The organism is Marivita lacus (assembly GCF_014637725.1).
Lineage (GTDB): Bacteria > Pseudomonadota > Alphaproteobacteria > Rhodobacterales > Rhodobacteraceae > Marivita > Marivita lacus.
Genome location: NZ_BMFC01000002.1, coordinates 394,614 through 411,666 on the forward strand (window position 1 = coordinate 394,614; position 17,053 = coordinate 411,666).

Below are 17,053 nucleotides of genomic sequence, written 5' to 3' on the forward strand. Positions count from 1 at the left end.
ATCAGCCCAGCAGGCTGATCACCCGCCGCAGCGCCAGTTCATAGCCTTCGACACCGAACCCCGCGATCACGCCCTCGGCGCGGGCCGAGACGTAGGAATGGTGCCGGAACGCCTCGCGTTTGTGGACGTTCGAGATGTGCACTTCGAACACCAGCCCCTCGTAAGCCTGAAGCGCGTCGTAGATCGCCACGGAGGTGTGGGTGAAGGCACCGGGGTTGATGATGATGGCGGCCGCCGCATCGCGGGCCTCGTGAATCCAGTCGATGATCTGGCCTTCGTGGTTCGACTGCATGGATTTCAGATCGAGCTTCGCCGGTTTGGCCAGCGCCGCGCAGCGGGCCGCGACGTCGTCCAGCGTGTCAGATCCATAGATCGTGGGTTCCCGCTTGCCCAGAAGGTTCAGGTTGGGCCCGTGGATCAGGAAGACGGTCTTGGACATGGGGTGCTCCGGTTTGATTGCCCTAGCTGTGCCAGCTTGCCGCCGGTCGCGCAACCCGGCGCGTGTCGTGGCTCACAGCGCCAGCGCGGCCTGCGTGATGGCATCGGCGGTGAAGGGCATCCGCCGCAGGCGCAACCCGGTGGCTGCAAAGATCGCGTTGGCGATGGCGGCCACGGTGGGGCCGGGCGACGCCTCTCCCGCACCGACAGAGGGCAGAGCGTTGTCTTCGAGCAGCGATATGTCGAAGTCCGGAACATTGTCGAAGCGGAGCACCGGATAGCTGTCCCAGTCGCGCGAGGTGATGCCATTGCGGTCCCATGTGACCTCTTCGTGCAGCGCCCAGCTTGCCGCCTGCATGACCCCGCCTTCGAGCTGTGCAATAAGCCCGTCAGGGTCGATCACGCGGCCCGCATCGGCCACGATGGTCACCCGGTCAAGCCGCACCTCGGCGGTGTCGGTCACGCTCAGATCCACGGCCATGCCGACGCGGGTCATGGCGTTCTTGTACTGCGCATAGGCGATGCCCCGGCCCATGCCCTCGGCCACGGGGGGCAGGGCAGCAAGACGGCGGTCGAGGTCGCGCAGCACGGCGATGGCGCGCGGATCGGTGAGGTGTGCGATGCGGAACGCGATCGGATCGGTGCCTGCCGTTTGCGCGGCCTCGTCCATCAGGCTTTCCAGCGCGAACACATTGGCGACAGCCCCCAGACAGCGCATGGCGGATGTGCGGTGCGGCAGGTTCTGGACAAGATTCTTGACCAGACGGATCTCGGCGAAGCCGTAGATCGGATCAAGGTTCCGGTGCATCCCCGCATGAGTGCCCATGTTGGGCGGGGCGACAAAGGGCGGCAACGGATCGGCGCGGAACCGGTTGGCCAGCAGCTTTGCCGGACCCGCGCGGTTGGGGCCGGGGCGGGGCCGACCACGATGTGTGTCGCTGAAGGCTTCGGCGGAGAGTGCGGTGATCCTTCCGTCTGTCAGGGACGCATCCACCTGCACCGCCATCGCGGGGGCGAAAGGCTCCCACGCATGTTCGTCCTCGCGCGACCATTTCAGCAGGATCGGCGTGCCGGGCAGGGCCATCGCCACCAGCGCGGTCTCGTAAGTCGCATCGTCGGCACCGTTATGGCCGTAGCAGCCGGAACCGGGGACATGGGTGATGTCGACCTGATCCGGCATCAGGCCAAGGCTGTCGGCAATCGCTTCGCGCAGCGGGTAGATGCCCTGGCTGTGGCTGTGTAGGATCAACCGCTCGCCTGTCCATTCCGCCATCGCCGCCGAGGGTGCCAACGCGCCGTGCATCTGGTAGGGCCGTTCGAACCGTGCGCTGAGGTCTGGCGCGGGCAGCGGGTCGGGCACGGGGGCCTGTTGCGGGGTGCCGTTCACCACCGGGAAGCGTTGGGCGGTGGCGGCGGTCAGTTGCGCCAGCACGTCCGCTTCCGGCAAACCGCCGTGCAGATCCCAAGTGCAGGCCAGCCCGAGGCTGGTCGCCGTCTTGACCACGTCCCATTCGCGCGGTCCCGCAACGGCGATGAAACTGCCGTCGCGCAGGACGTGCAGGCCCCTGACCTGTGCCTTGTCCAGCGCGGTCTGGTCGATCTCGCGCAAGGTGGCGCGGGCGTGGGGCGGGCTGACGCGGCGGGCGTGCCACATGCCGGGCAGGTCGAGGTCGTGCAGAAAGGTGTAGCGTCCCTGCACCATGGCCGAAATGCCACGCATATCCGGGGCCGGAGCGGCGCCGGGCACATGCCGGGGCAGATCGGGATCGACGGGCAGGTCGGGCGGAAGGTCGCGGGCCAGTTCGACAAGGCCAAGGCGCAGATTGGTGCCCGCGCGCTGCACGTGGCCATCCTCCAGCACCCAATCGGCGCGGTCGCCACCATGTTGCGCGATTGCCATGTCGAGGACATGCTTGCGCAGGGTCGCGGCGGCAGAGGCGACGGCGCGACCCGAGTGTTCGATGGAATTGCTGCCCGAGGTGATGCCTTCATCCGGCGCGTGTCCGGTGCGGACGGGGGCGATGCCGATCTGCAACAGCGGCAGCGCCAGTTCCTCCTGCACGATCCGCACCAGCGCGGTCGAGATGCGCTGGCCGATATCGACCTTGCCGGTGTGGATCAGCAGGCTGTCACCGTCGGTGGTCAGCCAGTCGGCAACGCGCGGATAGTTCTTGAGGCTCATGCCTTGGCCGCCTTCTCAATCGCCCTGAGCACGCGCGGGTGTGATCCGCAGCGGCACAGATGTGGCGTCAACGCCGCCTTGGTGGTGGCGCGATCCGGTGCCGGGTTGTCCACCAGCAAGGCGGTTGCCGCCACCACGAGACCTGATGTGCAATAGCCACATTGTGCGGCGGTCTCTTCGACAAAGGCCTGTTGCACGCGCTGGCCGATCTCGGTCTCGGCGATGCCTTCGATGGTCGTGACATTTTTGCCGGCGAACGCCTCGACCGGGGTGACGCAGGACAGCACCAGTTTGCCGTCCACCATGACCGCACAGGCTCCGCATTGTTCCAACCCGCAACCCAGCTTGGTGCCTTTGAGTTTCAACTCGTCGCGCAGGACATAGACCAGCGGCGTGTCCGGGTCGGACGTGATGTCATGCGCGGTTCCGTTGATCGTCAGTCTCAGGCTCACGGGGCGACGCGCTCCCATGTGATCTGCACATCCACATCCGCCGATTTGAACAGGTTCATCACCGGGCAGCGGTATTCCACGTTGCGGGTCAGCCGGTCGAACCTCTCCTGCGTTTCCTCGGTATGGACACGGATGCGCAGCTTGACCCAGTTGAAATAGGGCCGCACGCCCTGCACGCCGCGGCTGCCGCGCTGGTCGACCTCGCCATCGGCCTCCATGTCGACGGCGGTGTAGACGAACTGCATCGCCTCGGCGCAGCGGTTGATGATGACGCCTTCGCAGCCCAGCAGCGACGACAGCGTCATTTCCAGAGGCGTCGGCCCGGTGTTGCTTTCCTTCTCGTCGGTGATGACGATGTGATCGCGCACCATCATGACCGACCGGGTCGAGGCCTCGTTGCGGGCGCTCACGCGGCGGATGCCCAGCGCCTTTGTGTTGGGATCGACGCTGGGGGGCAGGAGGTCAGGATCGCTCATAGGGACATCTCCAGAATGTCGAGGCCCCGGTTGCGGTCGAGCACGTAGATCAAGCCATTGTCATCCACATCCACATCGTTGGATTGGGGCGCGGCCCCGGTGGGTCCGGGTTCCATGAAATGCGCCACTTCGACGGGCAGGTGCGGATCGGCCACGTCAAGCACGCGCAAGCCACCGGCGAACCACGTGGCAAAGATCAGCGTGCTGTCCAGCTTTTCGCGGAACTGGTGCCCGCCGAACCGGACACCCTCTTCGCCGACCCAGGGACAGAACCGTTCAGACAGGTCCCATGCCGCGACGGGTTCCATGTTGTTCAGGTCGGTGACATCCATGATCCAGATGAAGCCGTGCAGGCGGCCGGGCTTGTGGTCGTGTTCCTCGTCGATGACGACGGCATAGCGCTTGCCGTTGATCGTCTGTTCCAGCGGCATCACGGTATGTGTCGGCTCTGGGATCGCCTTGGGAAAGCGGTAGCTGCCCTTGACCGTCGGATTGGTGATGTCGCTGGCGTCCAGAACCCGGAACCCGGCATGCCAGACCGCCGCCCAAAGCTCGTCGCCGCAGCGCATCGCGTGGTGCAGACGGTGGCTGTAACCGACACCGGTGGGGGTTTCGCCATTGGCCACGTGCTGCCCCGGCATGTGCCAGCGCGACACCTCGGTCGGGTTGGAAGGATCGGACAGGTCGTAGATGACAAGGATGTTGCCGACATAGCCCTCCATCTCGGTCGAGATATAGGCGTAGTTGGCGTCCATGTCGAAACGGTGCACGCCAAAGCCATGGGTCTTGACGTAGGACAGAAGCTTGGGCGCGGTCTTGTCCGAGATGTCCCAGACGCGGAAGCCGCCGCTGTGGTAGCCGCGCTGCAGCGCCTTTTCGAGAACGGCGATGTCGGATGCTTTGACCGACAGGCGCGCGGCGATCTGGTCGTCCGTCAGACCTTCGGCGCGCAGACCCGCGATCTTGTCGCCCTTGCGCAGGAAATGCCGCTTGTCCATTTCGACATTGGTGATCATCAGATCGCCCGCCACCTTGACCTTGTGGGTGTGAGACCACTCGTCCGGCGGGGCGACATGCGACACCACCTTGGGGTTTGCCGGGTCGGACACGTCGATGATCGACGTGCCCATCGGCGGCTTCATGTGGCCGACATAGGCATAGCTGCCCTGAAGGGTCACTTCGCCGCCACCTTCGATATCCAGATGGCCCAGACGGCGGATGTTGCGCGCCAGTTCGTATTCCACGGTCTTTTTCATTCGGCAGGTACCTCGAGTTTGCGTTTACGCCGCATGCCAAGAACGATGGGCAGGATGATGGACATTGCGAAGGCCACCCAGAGGATGTTGCCCAGCGTGGACGAGAACAGGACCATGATGTCGCCGTCCGATTTCTTGAGCGACCACAGGAAGTACTTTTCCAGCAACGGGCCAAGGATGACCCCGATCAGGATCGCGGCCACGTGGTAGCCGGTGCGCCGCGCGATATAGCCCAGAACGCCGAAGCCCAGCGCAAGGTACATGTCGAACATGTATTCGCGCGGGACGAACCCGCCGACCAGCGTGAAGGCGATGATCATGGGGGCAAGGTAGATCGTCGGGATCGTGGTGACGCGGCTCATGTAGCGGCTGAGCGGCAGGATGGTCAGGAACATGATGACGTAGCTGACCGCCATCGCCATGAACATGCCATAGCCGACCTTGGGCTGATCCTCGAACAGCGATGGACCAAAGCTGACGCCATGGAACTGCATCACCACCAGCATGATCGCGGCCGTCGCCCCGCCGGGAATGCCCAGCACCAGAAGCGGCACGAGCGTGCCCGAGGTGACGCCGTTGTTCGCGGCTTCCGGCGCGATCAGACCTTCGGGGTGGCCGGTGCCGTAAAGCTCGGGCGTTTCCGAGAAGCTGCGGGATTGTTGATAGGCGACGAAGCTGGCGATGGACGCGCCTGCGCCGGGGATCACGCCGATCACCAGACCGATGATCGAGGTCCAGACGATGTGCACCCAACGTTTCAGCGCGATGTTGACGCCTTCGAACGTGTCACTCCAGTTGGGGGCCTTGGGCTCGCCCTCGTGGGTCACGATCACGCGTTTCTCGATGATGACAAACGCCTCGGACACCGCGAAAAGGCCGACCAGCGCCGGGATCAGCGGCACACCGTCGTACAGCTCGAGAATGCCGAAGGTGCCGCGTGGGGTGGCATAGACCACATCCGTGCCGATGGAGCCGATCATCAGGCCTAGAAAGCCCGCGATCAGTCCCTTGACCATGTCCTGCGCGGCAATCGACGCGATCAGGGAAATGCCGAACAGCATGACCACGATCATCTCGACCGAGTGCATGTAAAAGCCGACGCGGGCGAGGATCGGCATGGTGGCCAGCGCGATGATTGTCGTCAGCAAGCCGCCGATGCACGACGCGACAAACGAGATCGCCAGCGCCTGTTGGCCCTTGCCTTGCTTGGCCATCGGGTAGCCGTCCAGCGGTGTGGCCGCAGCCCCCGCCGTACCGGGGATGTTCACGAGGATGGCCGGAATGCCCGCCCCCATGCGCGCCGCGCAATAGAGCGAGATCATGAACACCAGACCCGATTGAAGATCGAGCGCCAGTGTCAGTGGCATCAGGATGATGATGGTGTTGGCGGCAGAAAAGCCGGGGATGCCGCCGACGATCAGGCCCAGCAGGATCGTCGGGATGATGATGTACCAATAGCCGATGGTTTCAAAGAACACCTCGACCAGGATGGAGGCTGTGCTGCTATCCATTTGCAAGTACCGCTTTCATGGTCGTTTCGAACCAGCCGCGCGGAAACCGCGTGTCGAAGGCCCAGATGAACACCGCCCAGCCTGTGAGGGCCATCGCCGCCGAGACCATCGTGATGAAGCCTGCGTTCTTGCCCTTGGCGAGGATCAGCATGCTGACCGCAAGGAACAGGAAGGTCATGAGCGTGAAGCCCAGCGTGTCGATGAACATCACGTAGGCGATGGTGGTCAGCAGCAGTCCGATGCGCCCGGTGCGGATGTCGTCCATCGTGAACAGGTTGCCGACCCCGAGCGTGCCTTCACCGCGGACAAGCCAGATCCCGGCGCGCACGAAAAAGATCGCGCAGACCAGAAGCAGGATGCCTCCGACCATGAAGGTGCTGACCTGTGCGGTCCAGGGCGAGTTCCAGATCGTCGAAAAGAAATAGATCGTGAAGCCCACCGCGAGGATGGGGATGACAAGCTCTCCACCGATCTGGCGCGGCGGTTTGTGGTGGTCCGAGGGCATGGGCAAGCCGTCCTGTGTGCGAATTGGGTGGGGTATGACCGGCAGCGATTGCTGCGCTGCCGGTCGGGGACGCGGTTACGCGCCGGTCAAAAGCGCCTTGTACTCTGCACCAAGGTCGAGCATCGCCTGTTTTTCCACGGCAAGTTCCTCGACCCCGGCATAGACGAGGTATTCGGGCTGACCCTTAGTGGCGATATAGGCTTCCATCAGGGCCGGGTCCTCGTGGGATTCCTTGAAAGTGCGGGTCAGCACTTCGAACCGGTCGGGGAAATCGTCAATGGCCTTCTGGTGGATGCCGAACGCGCGTGTGGACAGCATTTCAGGCAGGTCCATGCCGTAGGCGTCGTTGATGCTAGGCGCGTTGTCGAGAGCCTCTCCGGCGATGTTATTGCCGAAGACCAGCAGCGTCTTGACGCTGTCACCCGCCGCAATCACCGACCCGGATGTGAGAACCGAGAAATCGACCTCGCCGGTCACGGCGCCAGCCACGGTGCCCTTGCCGCCCTGAAGCGGGATCAGGTTGAAGTCGACCCCCAGCTTGTCGCCCAGCGCCAGCAGCCCGATCGAGGCCGGGTGCGCCATGCGGCTGGTGCCGACATTGAGCTTGCGGGTCTTGGACGCGGCGAAGATGTCGTCCATCGTCTGCAGCGGGCTTTCTGCACCGACGAAGAGGCAGCACGGGTCTTTGTCGACCTGCCCGAAATAGATGTAATCGTCGATGCCAAAGGTTGGTGGCTGCAGCGCCCAGTTGAGCACTTCAGGCCCAACATTGCCGAAGAGCAGGTTGTAGCAATCAGGCTCGGCCTTGCCCATGTAGATCTCGTAGCCCACACGGCCCGACGCGCCGGGATAAAAGCCGGGTTCGAAATCGACGCCCAGACGGGTTTTCCAGACGCTCGAGAAGGCGCGGAAGTTGCGGTCGGCCCCGCCGCCTTCGGCTGTGGGGATATAGACGCTGAAATTGCGGTCGGGGAACGTGTTGGCCCGGACCAGTCCCGGTGTGGCAAGGGTCAGGGCTGCGGCTGCGGCACCGGTGCCAAGCAGGGTGCGGCGGTTGATGGTCTGTTTCATGGACATGGTTTCCTCCCAGTTACATGTTCAAATTCATTTGCGCGGATGATGGTCTACCGCCGGGGTTGCGCACGTGCCCGGCGGGTCAGTTGCTTCCTCCTGTCGGAGCCTCTGCGGCAGTGGAAAAGAACACGTCGCTGGCCCCGGCGTAGATCAGGCGCATGGCCAGCAGCGACAGCACCACGGTCAGCACGATGCCGAAGCGGCGGTCGTCGATTTTGGCCAGCATGAGCCGCCCGGCCAGCGTGCCAAGAACACCTGCGGCGATCAGCAGGGCGATCAGCCCGGCCCAGATGCTGAAGGCAAAGCCGAGGATGCCGAACATGATCGTCTTGAGCAGATGCTGCAGCGTCATGAACATCGCGTGCGTGGCGACATGCGCGTGCCGATCGAGTTCTTGCGCTTTCACGTAGGTGGCCACGAAAGGCCCGGTGCCGCCAAAGAACATCGTCAGGAAACTGGACACGGTGCCCGTGACCGCCCCCGAGCGGCGCAGGAATGCAGGTGGCTTGGCCAGAACCGACCACAGGATGAACAGCCCGACACCCATCTGGATCCAGCCGGGTTCGAGTTGGACAACCAGCGAGCCGCCGATCAGGATGCCGATCAGCGCGCCCGCCGCAAACGGGCCCAGCAGATCGAACCGCATGTAGCGGGTCATGATCGCGGCGCGTCCCGCGTTGGAGCCAAGCTGCACCAGCCCGTGTACCGGGATGATGGCGGGCGCGGGCAGCAGCGTGGCGAGCACGGCGAGCATCACCGCACCGCCCCCGATGCCGAAGGCGATGGTGATGAAGGAGCTGGCAAAACTGAACGCCAGCAGCGTTGTCGCGGTCGGCCATCCCAATCCTGCGTGCCACATTTCCATCATCTCAGGTGTCCAGAACCGACGGGTGAAACAGCGTCTCGGGGGCGACCGGACCGGCGGACAGGTGTTGATCCAGCGAATAGCGGCAGATCGCGGCGATCTCGGCCATGTTGGCGGTGCAGCCATAGCTCCAGTAATCCGGGCCCATGCTGTCAAGCGTCCGCTCCATCGCGGCATTCAGCCAGGGCAGGGTCATGCGGTTGGCGTTGCCCAGCCAGACCGACCGCAGCCGCGCCATCGCGATATCGCGCGCCGCGACAAACCCGTCGTAGAGCGCGCGGGGCAGGTCGGGATGGTCCTCGGCCACGGATTTGCGGATGCCGATCAGGTGCATGATCGGAAAGAACCCGGTGGAGCGGTGATAGGCCTGCTCGGCGGCTTCGAAATCGGGGATCAGGCGCACGAGGTCGGGATTGCCGTCCAGAAACGCCTGCGGCGGTTTGGGTGCCAGCAGTCCGTCGATCTCGCCGCGCAGGAGCATGTCCTGAAGCGTGTCGCCCTCGGTGATCGGTTCGACCACCATGCCTTCGGGCAGCGCCAGTTCCAGCCGTTCGCGGCGTACGCCTTCGTCCAGCGCACCGGTGCGCCAGTGGATGTCGTCGCAGGCCACGCCGTATTCATCGGCGAGAATGCCGCGCATCCAGAGCGCCGCCGTCATCTGGTATTCCGGCACGCCGATCCGGCGACCGGCAAAATCGGCGGGGCTTTTGATCCCCGATCCGGCGCGGGCAAAGAATCCGCTGTGCCGGAACGCCCGGCTGACAAAGGCGGGGATCGCGGTGTAGTCCGACCCGCCGCGCGACAATTGCAGCACGTAGCTCGACACCGACATTTCGGTGATGTCGAACTTCGCGTCCTGCACGGCCCAGGGGAACAGCTTGGACGTGGGGTGGATGTGGCTGTCCAGCGTCACGCCGGGCACCGTCACCCGCCCGTCATGCAGCGCCATGACGCGGTCATGGTCCCATGTGGCCAATGTCAGGCTCAGCGGACTCACTGGAACAATGCCGCCCGGCAGAGGGCACGGCCTGCGATGCGCGTGGCGGATGGTGCGATCTTGAACATCTGTCTCCTCCCCGAGAACATGATTTTCGTTTTCTGTGCGGGTTTTTATCGTTTCTTTCCCGCAGGATATGGCGCTTTCTTCATGTCTCCCCGAACAGGCGCGCGGAGACCGAACCAAGATGCGCGCGCATGGCATCCTGTGCCGCCTTGGGGTCGCGCGCTTCGATGGCGGCGACGATGGCGTCATGTTCGGCGAAGCTCGAATGGGTGCGGGGTGGGCGGTCCGAACTGCGCACCACCATGTTCCACGCCACCGCGCGGCGCACCGCGTTCAGATGATCGAAGAGCGACAGGAGCAGCACGTTGTCAGTCGCTTCGGCCAGATCGCGGTGGAAATTGTCGTCCTGTGCCTCGTACTCGTCCCAGTTCGGGGCCTCGGACGCGCGGTCGCGGGACTGCTTGAGCTTGCGCACGGCCTCTTCGGATGCGTGCAGCGCAGCCTCGCGGGCAATGGCAGGCTCCAGCGACAGGCGGGCGCGCATCAGTTGCACGGGCGTCACCTGCTGGCTGAGCATCTTGAGATTGCTGGGGCCGGAGGACACGCTGGGCGAGGCGATGAACGTGCCCTTGCCGACATGCCGCCAGATCGCGCCTTCATGTTCCAGCATGTCCAGCGCCTTGCGCAGCCGGGCACGGGTCACGTCCAGCCGCACGATCAGGTCACGTTCCGATTCCAGCCGGTCGCCGGGCTTGTATCCGCCTTCGGCGATGTAGGATCGCAGCTTTTCCACCACGTCATCGGTGTCGATCGGGACTGAGTTCATGAGCATGGATTGGCCCTTGTATTGGTCAACCAATTTGCGCCCAGTTGGGCGGATTGAGGCCAAGCTTTGCCTAAATTGGTCGATCAATCAATGTTTTTTCTTGCATTTCTTCAGGTGGTCTTGAATTGATTTCATCGGAACCCTGCGCTAATCGACACCAAGACCTCACAAATCCGGAGACCTGAATGACCCAATACGCAATCGAAACGCCGCCTGTCGTGGCACTTCCCGTGGCCGGACAGGACACGCTGTTTCCTGTTCGCCGGATTTACTGCATCGGGCGCAATTACGCCGCTCATGCCATCGAGATGGGTCATGATCCTGACCGCGAAGATCCGTTCTTCTTTCAGAAAAACCCCAACAACCTGACCACGTCCGAGATTTTTCCGTACCCGCCGCACACCACGGATGTGCACCACGAGGCGGAAATGCTGGTCGCGTTGAAGACCGGTGGCACCAATATCCCCGTCGATACCGCGTTGGATCACGTGTTCGGTTACGGTCTGGCGCTCGACATGACGCGGCGCGACCTGCAGGGCATCGCCAAGAAGGCGGGCCGTCCGTGGGAAATCGGCAAGGCGTTCGAGGATTCGGCACCCTGTGGCCCGATCCATCCGGTCTCCGAAGTGGGTCACCCTGATCAGGGGCATCTGGTGCTCAAGGTCAATGGCGAGGTCAAGCAGGAGGGCGACCTGAACCAGATGATCTGGAAAGTGCCGGAAATGATCTCCTACCTGTCCGAATATTTCGAACTGGCCCCCGGCGACGTGATTCTGTCCGGCACACCGTCGGGTGTGGGTCCGGTTGTCAAAGGTGACACGATGGAACTGACCATCGACGGTCTGGGCAGCCTGACGGTCACCGTCGGCTGACACGGCGCATGACGAACAAGAAATGCCCGGGTCCGGAGTGCTGGAGCCGGGCGTTCCTGTTTTCAGTGGCACCCGGATTATCCGGTCGCGCGGTGTGACGCGGATGGATATGCTCGGCTGAACAAGAGGGAGAACCGGGTGTTTCAGGCCCGTATCGTCCCGAGACCCCGACGGAGGACAGTATTGTGACACAGCGGATCGACAGACAATCCGAAGGCGTTTTCATCATCGCCGCCACGCCCTTTGCCAGCGATGGCGCGCTTGATCTCGACAGCACCGACCGGATGGTGGACTTCTACCTCGACTGCGGTGTGTCCGGCATGACGATCCTTGGCATCATGGGGGAGGCCCCGAAGCTGTCGGGCGAGGAATCGGCGCGCTTTGCCCAGCATGTGCTGGACCGTGTGGCCGGCCGGGTGCCGGTGGTGGTCGGCGTGTCGGGCGCGGGGCTCGACAACATGGCGCGGCTGTCGCACAGCGTGATGGATGCGGGGGCTGCCGGTGTCATGGTGGCACCCATGCCGGGGCTGGGAACCGAAGCCAAGCTGCGGGGCTATTTCGCGCAAGTGTGTTCAGCGCTCGGACCGGATGTGCCGGTCTGCGTGCAGGACTACCCGCAAACCACTGGCGTGCAGTTCAGTGTGGAAACCATCCTGCAACTGACCCGCGATCATGACCAGATCGTCATGCTCAAGCACGAGGATTGGCCGGGGCTGAACAAGCTGTCGCGCGTGCGGGACGAAAGCGGCACCGCCGACACGCCGCGCCTGTCGATCCTCGTGGGCAATGCCGCGCTGTTCCTGCCGCAGGAATTGCAGCGCGGGGCCGATGGCGCGATGACCGGCTTTGCATACCCCGAGATGCTGGTGCGGGTGGTGGCGCGGCACAAGGCGGGGGATGTGGACGGCGCGGAAGACCTGTTCGATGCCTACCTGCCGATGGTGCGCTACGAGCAGCAGCTTGGCATCGGGCTCGCCATTCGCAAGGAGATCCTGCACCGGCGGGGCGTGCTCGCCGCTCCGGCCGTCCGTGCGCCGGGGCCGTCGATGACCAAGGCGGATCATGCAGAGCTGACACGGCTGATGGACCGGCTCGACCGCAAGCTGGCCGATCTCGGGTAAGCATAGAGAGGGGACCGAACCATGCAGCATGATCTGGTGATCAAGGGCGGCACGCTGGCCACCGCGTCCGAGACCTTTCGCGCCGATATCGGCATTCGGGATGGCAAGATCGCCACGCTGGGCCATGACCTGCGCGGCGATGACGTGATCGACGCCACGGGCAAGCTCGTGCTGCCCGGCGGGATCGAGGCGCATTGCCATATCGCGCAGGAAAGCGGCATGGGCCTGATGACGGCGGATGATTATGAAACCGGTTCTATCTCGACGGCGTTCGGGGGCAATTCGTGTTTCGTGCCCTTTGCCGCGCAGAAGATGGGGCAAAGCGTGGCCGACACGCTGGCCACCTATGACGGGCGCGCGGCACCCAAGTCGGTGATCGACTATTCCTACCACCTGATCCTGACCGACCCGAACGCGGATGTACTGGCCGAACTGCCCGACGCCTTTGACCGCGGGATCACGTCGTTCAAGGTCTTCATGACCTACGCCACCCGCGTCAGCGATGCGCAGTTTCTGGACATCCTGACCGTCGCGCGGCGGCATGGCGGGCTGACCATGGTGCATGCGGAAAACCACGACATGCTGACTTGGATGGCGAGCGCATTTGCCGAGAACGGCTACACCGATCCGAAATTCCATGCCCCCGCGCGCCCCGCGCTGGCCGAGGAAGAGGCGATCAACCGCGCGATCAGCCTGTCGAAGCTGACCAACGCGCCGCTGATGATCGTGCATGTCTCGACCCCAAAGGGGGCCGATCTGGTGGCGCAGGCGCGGGCCGAGGGCGCTTATGTGTTCAGCGAAACCTGCCCGCAATACCTGTTCCTCACCCGCGACGATCTGGACCGTCCGGGCAAGGAGGGGGCCAAGTATATCTGTTCGCCGCCTTTGCGCGACACGCATACGCAGGACGTGCTCTGGCGGCACATCGCGCGGGGCACGTTCAACGTCGTGTCCTCGGATCATGCGCCCTATCGCTTTGACGACTCAGGCAAGTTCGCCAATGGCCGCGACGTGGATTTCCGCAAGATCGCCAACGGGATGCCGGGGATCGAGATGCGCCTGCCGATGCTGTTCTCGGAAGGTGTGGTGAAGGGTCGGATCAACCTCAACCAGTTCGTTGCCCTGTCCTCGACCAACGCGGCGCGGCTCTACGGCATGCATCCGACCAAGGGCACACTGGCCATCGGCGCGGATGCGGATATCGCGATCTGGGATCCGTCCGAGACGCGGGTTGCAGGCGAGATGCACGACGCGATGGATTACAACCCGTTCGAGGGCATGGAGGTCACGGGTTGGCCAGTGACCGTTCTGACCCGCGGGCGACGGGTGGTGGACCAAGGTGCGCTGATCGCCAAGCCGGGGGACGGAGCGTTCGTGAAGCGCGGGCGCACCGACCTGTCGGGCCTCACGGGAACGCGCCTGCCGGAAACCGATCCGGCGACCAATTTTGGCGCGGAGATCCTGACATGACCGGACCGATCGTGGTCATCAATCCGAACTCCAACCAAGCGGTGACGGATGGGTTGAAGGATGCGCTGGCCGCGTTCAACCTGACCGGTGGCCCAAAGATCGAATGCCTGACGCTGGAAGAAGGCCCGTTCGGCATCGAAAGCCAGTTCGATTCCGACAGTGTCGTTCTGCCGCTGGCCAAGCTGATGCAATCGCGCCTCGATGCGGGGGCCTTCGTGATCGCCTGTTATTCCGATCCCGGCCTCGACACCTGCCGGTCCGTGGTGCCGCATCCGGTGTTCGGCATTCAGGAAAGCGGCGTGCTGACCGCGATGGCGCGCGCCGACCGCTTCGGCGTGATCGCCATTGCCGACGGGTCGATCCCGCGTCACCGGCGCACCATGGCGCGGATGCAGGTGCTGGACCGTCTGGCCTGCGAGATCGCGCTGAACATGAGCGTCGATGAAACTGCGCGTGGTGCGGGCACCTTCGACCAGCTGGTCGACGTGGGCACCACGCTCAAAGAGCAGGGCGCTGGCGCGGTGATCCTGGGCTGCGCAGGCATGGCCCGGCATCGCGCGCCGCTCGAAGCGGCGCTTGGCATCCCGGTGATCGACCCGACACAGGCTGCCGTCGCCATGGCGCTTGGTGCGCTCCTAGCGGGATAGACCCGTGCGGGACGGTCGGGTCAGAAATCGACCGCGACCGCGCCGATGGGTTTGGAACAGCAGGCAAGGATATATCCGTTCTCGATATCCTCTTCTGAAATCCCGCCATTGTGGACCATGTGCACATGGCCTGCAGTCTTGCGGATCTTGCAGGTGCCGCACACGCCGAAGGTGCAGCCGGACGGGATCACGATGCCCGCGCTGCGCGCCACGGCAAGCACGGTGTCTGTCTCGAGGCACTCCGCCGTCACGTCCGACCGGGCAAAGGCGATGCTGGCGGTCGCGTCCTCGTCGGGCACGACGTCGTCATGCTCGGGCAGCTGTTCCTCTTTCTTGACGGGGGCGACAAAGCTTTCCTGGTGGTAGCGCTCCATGTCGTAGCCCAGACCGATGAGCATTTCGCGCACCGCGTCCATGAACGGCTCGGGACCGCAGCAATAGACCTCGCGTTCAAGGTAATCGCCGGCGATGAGGCCGATCATCAACTGGTTGAGCCGCCCGCGCAGCCCGGTCCAGACGCGGTAAGGGTCGTCTTCCTCGACGATGAAGAACAGCTTGATCGACGGCACGCGGCTTGCCATCTGCTCGAGCCGCTGACGGCAGATGATGTCCTGCGGGCGCTGCGCGCAATGCACGAAGGTCACGTCGATATCGGTGCCGCGATCATACAGATAGGTGGTCATCGCCAGTGACGGCGTGATCCCGGATCCGGCCGAGATGAACAGGTACTTTTTCCGCTCGGCGCGGGGCAGGGTGAAGATCCCCGCCGGACCCGTCGCCTTGATCTGCATGCCGGGCTGCAGGTGATCCAGCATCCAGCGGGTGCCGATGCTGTTCGGCTGCGCCTTGACCGTGACCGCGATGGTCAGCGGGCGCGAGGGTGAGGACGAGATCGTGTAGGTCTTCCAGACCGTGCCGCCGGGCACCGGAAGCTCCAGCGTCAGGAACTGCCCCGGCTCGTAGCGGAACTGTCGCCCCGAGGGTGAGACAAAGCTGAAGGTCGCGGTGTTCGGCGCTTCGGGCACCACGGCGCAGCAGACCAGCGGTTCGGAATCGGTCCAGATGCCGGCATCGGCGGTGGCGGTGAGATCAATGTCGAAGGCCATCGGTCTACTCCGCCGCCATCGGAGTAGCACCGCCGGTGATCGCGTGGATCATCGCCGTGGCGTACCACTGGGTGAACTGGATGTTGCCGCCCTCATGCTTGGTCGAATAGGGGCCGGGGGTATAGGCCGGGGACAGGATGCCGCGCTGGTTGTTCTCGACCACCTCGCGGTCCTCGTCATTGGTGGCCAGCCACACTTCGGTCAGGCGCTTGAGATCATAGTCCTGCCCCTCGACCGCATCCTTGTGGACCAGCCACTTGGTGCAGACCTCGGTTTCCGTTGCGCTGATGGGTGTGACGCGGAAGACAAGCGCGTGATCGGACAGGAAATGGTTCCAGCAGCCGGGGTATTTGTACTTGAGCAGCGATCCGGCATCCTTGAACGGGATCGACGAATTCGGCTTGGTCACCGCGACCTTGCCGTCCATCGTGTAGCTTTCGCCCTTGTCCAGCAGCGGCGTGCGGACATAGCGCCAATCACCGTGCGACGATTCAAGGAAAGCCGAGGCGGCGCCCACGGCTTCGCAGCGCGTCACATGGTCCGACGCCACTTTGGAAAACACGCCGGTGTTGTCGGTTCCGATATAGCTGGGGTCCTCGGGGAAGGTGCGACAGAGCGATGGGTGATTGCCCGAACAATGGTAGCATTCGCGGTTGTTTTCCCAGACCAGCTTCCAGTTGCCATGCTCGACAATGGTGCTTTCGAACGCGACCTTGGAGTTTTCCAGATCATGCAGCGCAAGATAGCGCGCGGTCTGTTCCGCGAATTCGGTGATGTCGGGGGCGTCATCGGCCAGGCAGATATAGACCATGCCCGACAGGTTGCGGCAGTGCACCTGCTTCAGCCCATGTTTCGAGGCATCGAAATCCGGCCCCATATCGCGGGCCCAGAGCAGCTTGCCGTCCAGTTCGTAGGTCCATTGATGATAGGGGCAGACCAGCTTGGGGTTCGACCCGGATTTCGACTTGCACAGCACCGATCCGCGATGGCGGCAGGAATTGTGGAAGGCGCGGATCTCTCCATCGTGACCACGCACGAGGATCACCGAATAGGCGCCGATGTCGTGGACGACGTAGTTGCCGGGTTTCGGGATCTCGCAGGAGGGCAGGATGAACAGCCATTCGCGGTACCAGATCCGCTCCATGTCGGCCTGAAAGACACCTGGGTCGCAATACAAGTCCTGCGCGAGCGAATACGCGGGTTTGCGACGCATCAACGTGGACAGGACATCGGCTTCACGAAGCATGGG

The 17,053-nt window shown here is 63.7% G+C and carries 17 protein-coding genes; 4 read left to right on the forward strand and 13 right to left on the reverse strand.

The window, feature by feature from the left end; translation table 11 throughout:
• Position 1: 1 nt before the first annotated feature.
• From aroQ to IEV82_RS06675, 11 genes are all read right to left on the reverse strand, one after another.
• Complete coding sequence (gene aroQ, locus IEV82_RS06625) at positions 2 to 439, reverse strand: type II 3-dehydroquinate dehydratase (RefSeq protein WP_188481177.1); 438 nt, start codon at positions 437 to 439, stop codon at positions 2 to 4.
• A 72-nt stretch (positions 440 to 511) separates the two neighbouring features.
• Entirely contained in the window at positions 512 to 2,620 is a 2,109-nt protein-coding gene (locus IEV82_RS06630) for a molybdopterin cofactor-binding domain-containing protein (protein ID WP_188481179.1), read from the reverse strand.
• Positions 2,617 to 3,072 carry a (2Fe-2S)-binding protein gene (locus IEV82_RS06635; protein WP_229747700.1) on the reverse strand — a complete coding sequence of 152 codons (456 nt, stop codon included), beginning with the start codon at positions 3,070 to 3,072 and terminating at the stop codon, positions 2,617 to 2,619. The genes IEV82_RS06630 and IEV82_RS06635 overlap by 4 nt, the downstream gene beginning before the upstream one ends.
• Positions 3,069 to 3,548, reverse strand: a complete 480-nt coding sequence (locus IEV82_RS06640; RefSeq protein ID WP_188481183.1) for an OsmC family protein — start codon at positions 3,546 to 3,548, stop codon at positions 3,069 to 3,071. The genes IEV82_RS06635 and IEV82_RS06640 overlap by 4 nt, the downstream gene beginning before the upstream one ends.
• Positions 3,545 to 4,804 carry an LVIVD repeat-containing protein gene (locus IEV82_RS06645; protein ID WP_188481185.1) on the reverse strand — a complete coding sequence of 420 codons (1,260 nt, stop codon included), beginning with the start codon at positions 4,802 to 4,804 and terminating at the stop codon, positions 3,545 to 3,547. The genes IEV82_RS06640 and IEV82_RS06645 overlap by 4 nt, the downstream gene beginning before the upstream one ends.
• Entirely contained in the window at positions 4,801 to 6,315 is a 1,515-nt protein-coding gene (locus IEV82_RS06650; protein WP_188481187.1) for a tripartite tricarboxylate transporter permease, read from the reverse strand. Before IEV82_RS06650 ends, IEV82_RS06645 begins: the two co-directional genes overlap by 4 nt.
• Positions 6,308 to 6,820, reverse strand: coding sequence for a tripartite tricarboxylate transporter TctB family protein (locus IEV82_RS06655; protein ID WP_188481189.1), 513 nt, complete (start codon positions 6,818 to 6,820; stop codon positions 6,308 to 6,310). The genes IEV82_RS06650 and IEV82_RS06655 overlap by 8 nt, the downstream gene beginning before the upstream one ends.
• A 75-nt stretch (positions 6,821 to 6,895) precedes the next feature.
• On the reverse strand, positions 6,896 to 7,891 hold the full coding sequence (locus IEV82_RS06660; protein WP_188481190.1) for a tripartite tricarboxylate transporter substrate-binding protein: 996 nt from the start codon (positions 7,889 to 7,891) through the stop codon (positions 6,896 to 6,898).
• 85 nt (positions 7,892 to 7,976) lie between these two features.
• The gene (locus tag IEV82_RS06665; RefSeq protein WP_188481192.1) at positions 7,977 to 8,762 is read right to left on the reverse strand and encodes a sulfite exporter TauE/SafE family protein; all 786 of its coding nucleotides are present in this window, start codon (positions 8,760 to 8,762) and stop codon (positions 7,977 to 7,979) included.
• A 1-nt stretch (position 8,763) separates the two neighbouring features.
• A complete protein-coding gene (locus IEV82_RS06670) occupies positions 8,764 to 9,756 on the reverse strand; it encodes an ABC transporter substrate-binding protein (RefSeq protein ID WP_229747701.1) in 993 nt (330 codons plus the stop codon).
• Positions 9,757 to 9,904: 148 nt separating this feature from the next.
• The gene (locus IEV82_RS06675) at positions 9,905 to 10,594 is read right to left on the reverse strand and encodes a FadR/GntR family transcriptional regulator (protein WP_188481194.1); all 690 of its coding nucleotides are present in this window, start codon (positions 10,592 to 10,594) and stop codon (positions 9,905 to 9,907) included.
• A gap of 179 nt (positions 10,595 to 10,773) precedes the next feature.
• On the opposite strand from IEV82_RS06675, the gene IEV82_RS06680 reads away from it, so the two are divergent.
• The 4 genes from IEV82_RS06680 (at position 10,774) to IEV82_RS06695 (ending at position 14,698) form a co-directional block, all read left to right on the forward strand.
• Positions 10,774 to 11,460 carry a fumarylacetoacetate hydrolase family protein gene (locus IEV82_RS06680; RefSeq protein WP_188481196.1) on the forward strand — a complete coding sequence of 229 codons (687 nt, stop codon included), beginning with the start codon at positions 10,774 to 10,776 and terminating at the stop codon, positions 11,458 to 11,460.
• Between the two features lie 185 nt (positions 11,461 to 11,645).
• A complete protein-coding gene (locus IEV82_RS06685; protein WP_188481198.1) occupies positions 11,646 to 12,581 on the forward strand; it encodes a dihydrodipicolinate synthase family protein in 936 nt (311 codons plus the stop codon).
• A gap of 21 nt (positions 12,582 to 12,602) precedes the next feature.
• On the forward strand, positions 12,603 to 14,051 hold the full coding sequence (hydA, locus tag IEV82_RS06690; RefSeq protein ID WP_188481200.1) for a dihydropyrimidinase: 1,449 nt from the start codon (positions 12,603 to 12,605) through the stop codon (positions 14,049 to 14,051).
• Positions 14,048 to 14,698, forward strand: coding sequence for an aspartate/glutamate racemase family protein (locus tag IEV82_RS06695; RefSeq protein ID WP_188481202.1), 651 nt, complete (start codon positions 14,048 to 14,050; stop codon positions 14,696 to 14,698). Before hydA ends, IEV82_RS06695 begins: the two co-directional genes overlap by 4 nt.
• Positions 14,699 to 14,718: 20 nt before the next feature.
• Here IEV82_RS06695 and IEV82_RS06700 read toward each other — a convergent pair whose 3' ends face one another.
• Both IEV82_RS06700 and IEV82_RS06705 read right to left on the reverse strand, forming a co-directional pair.
• Positions 14,719 to 15,804, reverse strand: coding sequence for an FAD-binding oxidoreductase (locus tag IEV82_RS06700; RefSeq protein ID WP_188481203.1), 1,086 nt, complete (start codon positions 15,802 to 15,804; stop codon positions 14,719 to 14,721).
• 4 nt (positions 15,805 to 15,808) lie between these two features.
• Complete coding sequence (locus tag IEV82_RS06705) at positions 15,809 to 17,050, reverse strand: aromatic ring-hydroxylating oxygenase subunit alpha (protein WP_188481205.1); 1,242 nt, start codon at positions 17,048 to 17,050, stop codon at positions 15,809 to 15,811.
• Positions 17,051 to 17,053: the final 3 nt, after the last annotated feature.